Here is a 279-nt window from a genome sequence, read left to right on the forward strand (position 1 = left end):
ATTTGGGATAAACAATTCTAATATTAGGTACATGATTAAATTGATTGATCGTTATGGAATAGAGTTCGTCAAAAAAGGAAAAAATCGTTACTATTCTCCTGATTTAAAACAAGAAATGATTCATAAAGTCTTACATGAAGGCTGGACTAAAGATAGAGTTTCTCTTGAATACGGCCTCCCAAGTCGTACGATACTTCTTAATTGGCTAGCACAATACAAGAAAAACGGGTATACTATTGTTGAGAAAACAAGAGGGAGAGTACCTAAAATGGGACGTAA

General features: G+C 33.7%; 1 protein-coding gene. It reads left to right on the forward strand.

Annotated features, from left to right (window positions below):
• On the forward strand, positions 1–279 hold a 279-nt coding region (locus N8L90_RS09425), incomplete at both ends, for a transposase (RefSeq protein WP_261025229.1).

Origin of the sequence: Streptococcus mitis (genome assembly GCF_946190115.1) — a bacterium.
In the GTDB taxonomy this organism is placed as follows: domain Bacteria; phylum Bacillota; class Bacilli; order Lactobacillales; family Streptococcaceae; genus Streptococcus; species Streptococcus mitis_CO.